This is a genomic window from Escherichia sp. TW14182 (assembly GCF_000208525.1).
GTDB classification, from domain to species: domain Bacteria; phylum Pseudomonadota; class Gammaproteobacteria; order Enterobacterales; family Enterobacteriaceae; genus Escherichia; species Escherichia ruysiae.
The window spans coordinates 1-7,032 of sequence record NZ_AEJZ01000096.1 but is presented as its reverse complement, the minus strand read 5'-3'; the positions used below and the strand labels follow the sequence as shown (position 1 = coordinate 7,032).

General features: G+C 54.5%; 7 protein-coding genes. All 7 read right to left on the bottom strand.

Features of this window, described 5'->3' with window-relative positions; all coding sequences use genetic code 11:
- Window positions 1-123 precede the first annotated feature (123 nt).
- Window positions 124-1,152: a major capsid protein gene (locus EQY_RS0109980; RefSeq protein WP_000522570.1), complete on the bottom strand. Its 1,029-nt coding sequence runs from the start codon at window positions 1,150-1,152 to the stop codon at window positions 124-126.
- 69 nt (window positions 1,153-1,221) lie between these two features.
- Complete coding sequence (locus EQY_RS0109975) at window positions 1,222-1,557, bottom strand: head decoration protein (RefSeq protein ID WP_000598340.1); 336 nt, start codon at window positions 1,555-1,557, stop codon at window positions 1,222-1,224.
- A gap of 38 nt (window positions 1,558-1,595) precedes the next feature.
- Window positions 1,596-3,212, bottom strand: a complete 1,617-nt coding sequence (locus tag EQY_RS0109970; protein WP_001253878.1) for a S49 family peptidase — start codon at window positions 3,210-3,212, stop codon at window positions 1,596-1,598.
- On the bottom strand, window positions 3,202-4,725 hold the full coding sequence (locus EQY_RS0109965) for a phage portal protein (protein WP_050545352.1): 1,524 nt from the start codon (window positions 4,723-4,725) through the stop codon (window positions 3,202-3,204). The genes EQY_RS0109970 and EQY_RS0109965 overlap by 11 nt, the downstream gene beginning before the upstream one ends.
- Window positions 4,726-4,769: 44 nt before the next feature.
- A complete protein-coding gene (locus EQY_RS0109960; RefSeq protein WP_000263126.1) occupies window positions 4,770-4,979 on the bottom strand; it encodes a phage head-tail joining protein in 210 nt (69 codons plus the stop codon).
- A 3-nt stretch (window positions 4,980-4,982) separates the two neighbouring features.
- On the bottom strand, window positions 4,983-6,899 hold the full coding sequence (locus tag EQY_RS0109955) for a phage terminase large subunit family protein (protein WP_000622382.1): 1,917 nt from the start codon (window positions 6,897-6,899) through the stop codon (window positions 4,983-4,985).
- On the bottom strand, window positions 6,871-7,032 hold a 162-nt coding region (locus EQY_RS0109950; protein WP_038808942.1), incomplete at its 5' end, for a terminase small subunit. The genes EQY_RS0109955 and EQY_RS0109950, both read right to left, overlap by 29 nt.

The window sequence follows — 7,032 nt, the reverse complement described above, 5'->3', positions numbered from 1 at the left end:
CTGAAATATCTGCTTCACGCCCCAGAATCACTGCCAGTTCCTGCAAACGTTCAGTCATCTGCTCTTTTGTCATCACATCTCTCCCGTGCGCTAAAGAAAAAGGCGGGAATATCCCGCCCCGTCTTATTTCACCTGAACCACCACAAACGCATCCGGATCCGGCAGCACCATCAACGGCGCAGACTGCGTCATGGTATATTCGCAACCAGGATCCCCCACTTCCTCCCAGTGTTTCGGATAACGAATCGCAGAGGTGATCCCTTCACTCAGCGCCTGATTATCCTGGATTGCGCCATAGCAACGGACGCCCTCCGCCTGAGTGTTTCCCAGAATCAGTGTACCTTCCGGCAGATAACGCTGTTCATCCCCGTTTTCGTCAACATACGTTGTCTTCGCCACCACGACAGCCAGATCGCCGTACCAGCCCTTAAAGGAAACCACGGAACCCAGGTCTTTCAGTGCGGTTTCCAGCTCAGATTTGGAGCCACGGCGGGTATCCAGTTTTTCACGGAACAGTTTAAAACCATTCAGCATACGCCAGACCGTGCCGTCCATAATCGCGATATTGATGGTACCGGAAGCAAAATCGCAGTACGCATCAAGATCATGCGTCGGATCGAAGGTGTCAGCATTCTGCTTTGACCATTCGCGTCCGCCAGCCTGCGTAATGTTATTGGCGGCAGAACGCCCAAAATCCACTTCCACCGTCTCAAACTGCTCGCCGCTCATAGTGTATTTACCCTGCAGAACAGCACTGACTGCCTGCATTTCTTCCACCTGCACAATCGCCTGCTCTTCCTGTTTCAGGTTGTCCGTCAGAATACGCAGACGGCGGTAAGCCGGGTCATTAAGGCGGGCCGGATCTTCCCCCGGAAGACGTTCTACAGCCTGCTGATAATCAAAGCGGTGTTTTGGTTTTACATAACCGGGACGTAACACGCGGGTTTCACCACCACGGCTGCGCAGCACTTTGCCTGACACCACCGGAGACACATACGCCGCAACCGGTGTTTTGCCGGTAATTTTATCCAGCATGACTTCCTGAGTATGGAAAGTGATCGTGCGACGAAAGAACAGCTCAAGAAACAGCGCACGAAATTTCACTTTCTGCTCGGTGTACCCGAGTAACTGACGCGTGGTAAATAACCCCATAATTTATTTTCCTTCAGAAACACAAACGGGCCGCATCGCGACCCGTTTTTTCAGTTAATCACTTCACCATCAGGCGTGACTGATGGCACTTCCCACAAATGCGTTGGCTTTTTTCACCGCATCCACCGAACCAGGCCAGACCAGCGACTCAGTGGCAAACGTACCGCTTTTGTAGTACGTCAGCATGGGCTCGGTCCCGGCAAGCGCCAGAGCCAGCACACCCACAGCCGTTCCGGCTTTCTGACCATCCCAGACAACCAGTTTTCCGGTGGCGTCATCCACCATCAGTGGCGTCAGTGCAGGTGTGGCAGCACTGATACCACTGGTGGCTGTTGCGGTATGCGCCGGATCGCTTCCGGCAAAAATGCGCACATCTGCACGCTTTTCCGTGGTGGTTTTAATCATTTTTCAGCCTCCTGATTTATCTGAATTCCGGATATCGCTTACGGCATACTCATCAGCAGGTCTTCCTCCCCGCGCCCGGCAGTTCCGCCACCGGAAACCGCACTGGCAGCATGCTGTGCCATAAAGCGATCAAAAAGTGTTTCCTGTGACGGTTGCGATGCCGCCGGCGCGGCTGCCAGCAGCGTTTTCGCCTGCGCCACCGTCATTCCTGGCTGTTCTGTCAGTGCCTGTGCAAGTTGTTCGCGCCCTTTCGCCTCCGGCAGCGCCATAATCTGCTCGCCGACACTTGCAGAACCCGCAACCGGTGCCGCCGCCAGTAACGTTTTGGCCTGGTCAACGGTCATTCCCGGCTGTTCAGCCAGCGCCTGCGCGAGTTGTTCACGCCCTTTTGCTTCCGGTAACGCCATAATCTGATCGCCTGTGCCTGCAGCACCGGCAGCAGGGGCTGCCGCCAGAAACGCTTTCGCCTGCGCCACCGTCATCCCCGGCTGACCTGCCAGCATCTGTGCCAGTTGCTCACGCCCCTTTGCTTCCGGCAGCGCCATAATCTGATCACCCGTGCTGTCAGTACCGGCAACCGGCGCAGCAGCCAGCAACGTTTTCGCCTGCTCAATCGTCATTCCTGGCTGACCTGCCAGCATTTGCGCCAGTTGCTCGCGCCCTTTCGCCTCCTGACAATTCAGGATCCCCATCACGCGCTGATTTTCCTGGGCCACCGCTTCAGCAACGGTGAGATTTTTAACAGTCATTGCATTCTCCTTCGTAACAGAGTCATTCAGTGCAGAAACCATCACTTCAACGGCATCTGCAGCATTAATCAGTTGATCAGCCAGGCCTGCATCAATGCCTGCCTGACCGTCATAAACGGCAGCCTCGGTATTCATCACTGCCTCTGAACTCAGCCCCGTATAAAGCGCCACCTTGTCGACAAACATCCGGCGGGCCTCATCAATACGGCGCTGAAAATCTGCACGCACACCTGCCGGCAATGCCTGAATACTGTTGCCGTCAACCTTGTGCTGCCCGGAGTAAATCAGCGTGATGTCCACCCCTTCCTGTGCCAGTTGTTTCTCGTAACTGGTATGCGCCATCATCACGCCAATCGAACCAATTTTTGCCGTCTGCGTGACCAGCCGACGGGTACAGGCTGCCGCCAGCAACATGGCGGCTGAACAGGCCATGTCATTACACAGCGCCCACACGGGCTTCTGTTCCCGCAGACGGTAAATCATGTCAGCACAGTCAAACGCCCCGGCAGCCTGACCGCCCGGGCTGTCGATATCCAGCAAAATGCCGCGCACATCCGGATCATTCACCGCCATCTGAAGGCGGGCCGTCAGGCCGTCATAGCCAGTCATGCCGGAGTAAGGCCGCAGGGTACCCAGTTTATGCACCAGCGTGCCGCTCACCGGAAGAATGGCGATGCCATTCTTCACCTGGTAACTCTTTGCCGGACGCTGACCGCCCGCCATATAGTCAGTCACAGCCAGTTGCATACCATCAGCATCAAGCTGAACAGCCTGCTGAGGAACGGCAAGGCTGCCGGCTCCCATCTCTTTACCCAGCGCGCAAAAGAAAACCCGCGCATAGGCGGGTTCCAGTAAAAGCGGCTCATTAAATGCCATGGCGGCAATATGCGATAAATTACGACGCATCGACTTTTTCTCCCGTTGTCTGTCGGATCTGCTGCTGAAACGTGTCCTTTATCCAGATGGGGCGGGGAAGACCCGCTGCCTGTCGCTCCTGGCTTTCACGCAGTTGCTGGCGGAAAATCTCCTGATAGTCATCGCCCATCAGGGCCAGCTCTTTCTCATACGTACTTAAACCACCTTCAATACGCATCACCGCTTCCTGCACTTCCTTAAGGCCATCAATCGCCATGCGACCGGCACCAATCCACTCGGCACGACACCATCCGGAACGGGCCTCCCAGAATGAAAAACGGGATTTCGGCGGGCGGATCACACCGCGAATAAGCGCTTCCTCCAGCCAGCAGGCAAACATCTGTGATGCCAGTCGACTGGCCACAAATTTTCGTTTGCCCATAAAATACCGCCACGACTCATTGGCGGATGCCCTGGCACTGGAATAACTGACCTGTGAATAATCACGGGAAAGCTGTTCATAGGACACCCCCAGTCCGGCAGCGATGTAACGTAACAGCGCCTTTTCCAGTTCAGAGAAACCATTATCTGCATTCTGCGCTGTCTGCAGATTCAGTGAATCCCCCGGATAAAGATGCGGAATACGGACCCCGCCCAGCTTTACCGTATTGGTGGCGTAATAACGCGCGTAGCCTTTCATGATGGTGTTCAGGGGATTTTTACCGCCATCTCCCACCCCGGCGATATATTCAAATGCTTTTTCCGAATCCAGCGTGGATTCAATCGTCGCGGCATACATCGCCCGCACCACCGCCGACTGCAGTTGCGTGGCCTGCAGCGTGTCGAGCATCTTGAGACGCTCCATGACAGAATAAAACTGGTTGGCCCCGCGCGTCTGCCCGTCCTCCTGCGGCTGAAACACATGGATCATTCCCGGTCGCCCGGAGGGCAGCGTCGCCGCAATCCGCGTCCAGTTGCTGACACCGTAACCGGGCCAGTCATCTTCCTGAACATGGTAGGCCAGTGCTTTTCCGTACCGGTTGATTTCCACCCCGGCACGCATAAAACGATCGCCGGTACCATAACCGGGTGTACTGACACGTTTCGGGCTGATGGTCTTGAATTTCGTCCGGAATAATGACGTGGATTCCGTATCCCATACGGGCTGGACAAAAATTTCACCGTTAAATGTATGAACGCCCACCCCTTCACGAATAAATTCGGTAAACGAGCGACGCCCCTCCACATCCATCGAACCAAACACCGGATCGCAGAATTCCATCCACGCCGCCTCCACATCTTCAATAAAGGCATGTGAATCGGCTTCCGACATCCCCAGCCAGCGCCAGTTGGGCCGGTAACTCAGACGAAACATGTGTCCGACGATATGGTCTTTATGAATTTCAACGGCGTTTGCGGCAATACCGTTATTGCGGACCAGATCATCCGCACGGGCGTTACCCAGCTGAATGGAAGGTAAGAGCGCCACGTCGGCACTTTCCGGTGCAGGCAACCATTCCGCAAGCTGTCCGCCAAATCCGGTACCCCCTCCGGAATACCCCATACTCTGCCGCAATGGCTGCCCGTGAAGATCCACCAGTTCCCTGTTCACAGCCCCACTCCTGCCGGGCCGCGACGCCGTCCGGATACGCCCAGCGCACTTTCCAGCTCTTCAATATACTGGCGTAGTTCACCAATCGTCGCCCGCGAATACTGAACCTGACGCCCGTCCTTACTGACGGAAACCACAGCACGTCCGATCATCAGTTCATGTAATGCCCGGCGGGCATCACAAAGCATTTCATGCGTATAAACCATTCTTTATCCTCCACTCAGTGCAGCCGCGATTTCTTCCAGACTCATCTCATCGTCGTCCTGCTCATCTCTTCTGGCACGGGCCAGTGCTTCAAGATCCAGCTGCCACCGCTGAACTGAAATACGCAGGGCAGCATAGGCATATACCAGGCAGTCGAGGGCTTCGTTGCGTCGCCCTTTTTTATCCCACAGCAGTTTCACCCTGCCATTAACCACCTTCTCCACCAGCTCTTCCGCCACGATCTGACGCGCCTCTTCTTCCGAAAAAATGTCGGGGTTATCCGGAAAACGGAAGGTATACGGGGCGGCTTCACTGGCAGAGACCACCGGCAGGGCAAAACGGGCGTACAGCATTTCCTTGACGGTATCGGAGCCCACCTCACACAAAAACACACCACGCTGGTTGCGCTTTTTGGGCATGGTGATCACCGGCTTGCCGTACACCGATGCCCCTTTTATGGGAAGCACAAAAAAAGTGCCGTGTTTCCTGGAACGCTGATACACAATGTCCTGGTCGATACCACCGGTATCCCAGCAGACACGGGAAATGGAAATTTCAGTACCGTCAGCATGGCGATATTTTTTCCGGATCACCGTATCAACACGTTTAAGGGTGTCCTCGTCTTCCGGTCGCCCCATGATAATTTGCTTATCAATCAGAAAGGCTTCTTCGCCGGGAGCCCAGCCCCAGACATAAATTTCATAGCGATCTTTCTGGGAGTCGATCCCTGCGGTCAGGTAAACCACCCGCAGGGGAACCTGCGCGCCATAGTGGCAGACTTTTTCCAGCAACAACTCAAAGCTCAGTTTTTCTGCCACGGCCTCTTCATAGGGCTCCCCGAGCGTGGTGTTAATAAACGTCTTAACACCGTTCGGATCCTTCAGCGCATCCAGCCAGTCATAAACAATCTGTACCCAGGTGGTGAACGGACTGTACGCCGTCCAGATGTGGAAAGTGACGGAGCGCGGCGGTGGCATCTCCTCATCGCCGGCGCTGTAAAATGCCAGGCCGTCGCGCGTCCACATCCCGGTATTGTCACAAATCCAGCGCCCGTCGGTCTGGTCAAGTTCCGACTGCCGGATCACACAGCCATTATGTTCACACAGGTAATACACCGTTTCCGGTTTACCCTTCTCCCATTTCAGGCCAAATGGCGTCGCATCATCGCCAAACTTCAGATACTGGGCCTCCCCGCAATGAGGGCAAGGGACATAAAACCGCATGAAATGCGCTGATTCATTTGCGGCTTTCTCAATCTGGCAGGAGCCTTTAATTTTTGGCGTTGAGCCACGTATGGATTTAGGCCATACCGAGCCTTCGATACGCTTATCGCCAAGCAGCGTCGGCGAACCTTCTTTTTCCACATCCGGTTCAAACGAGGAGAGTTCGTCATAGCAGACCACATCCACAGATTTTTCACGGTAGTTTTTAGCAGCGGCGCCGCCAAGGCACCAGAAACCCACACCGGAGGAAAAACGCTTCAGGGTGAGTGTATTATCGCGGTGCTTTCTTCCGAACCATGGAGCCAGCTCCAGCAATGCAGGTACATCCCTTATCGTGGGCTCAACATGAGATTTCATGAAATCTTCTGCAGCAGAATCTGTTGGCTGAAAAAGCAGACTGTTACGGGATTTATGCTCAATAAAATAAGCCTCCACCCCCAACAGCATTTTGGTGTAACCAACGCGCGCCGATTTAATCAGATTAACGGTGCGGATCCGGTCATTTCCCATGCTGTTCATAATGGCAACCTGAAACGGCAGGGTTTCCCATTGTCCGGGGGTATATGAAGATTCTTTCGGCAGATAATAATGTTTATCAGCCCACTGAACTGTCGTCAGTGGAACCGGAATATTGAGAGATAAAAGCCCTGTAGCTATCGCACCGGCTGCATTAGCTGCCTTCTGTGCGTCTGAAATCATCAATCCACCTGCCCACGTTTTCACCGGCTTTAGCTGCAACATTGGAGGCTTTCGCGATTTCAGTTTTCACCACATCAAGGTGTGACGGTGAAATATCCGGATATTTACGCTGTAATGTCAGCGGCACACGTAC

Coding starts and splice junctions, on each gene's coding strand:
- EQY_RS0109980 (WP_000522570.1), bottom strand. CDS start 1,152: ATGGGGTTATTTACCACGCGTCAGTTACTCGGGTACACCGAGCAGAAA.
- EQY_RS0109975 (WP_000598340.1), bottom strand. CDS start 1,557: ATGATTAAAACCACCACGGAAAAGCGTGCAGATGTGCGCATTTTTGCC.
- EQY_RS0109970 (WP_001253878.1), bottom strand. CDS start 3,212: ATGCGTCGTAATTTATCGCATATTGCCGCCATGGCATTTAATGAGCCG.
- EQY_RS0109965 (WP_050545352.1), bottom strand. CDS start 4,725: ATGGGGTATTCCGGAGGGGGTACCGGATTTGGCGGACAGCTTGCGGAA.
- EQY_RS0109960 (WP_000263126.1), bottom strand. CDS start 4,979: ATGGTTTATACGCATGAAATGCTTTGTGATGCCCGCCGGGCATTACAT.
- EQY_RS0109955 (WP_000622382.1), bottom strand. CDS start 6,899: ATGATTTCAGACGCACAGAAGGCAGCTAATGCAGCCGGTGCGATAGCT.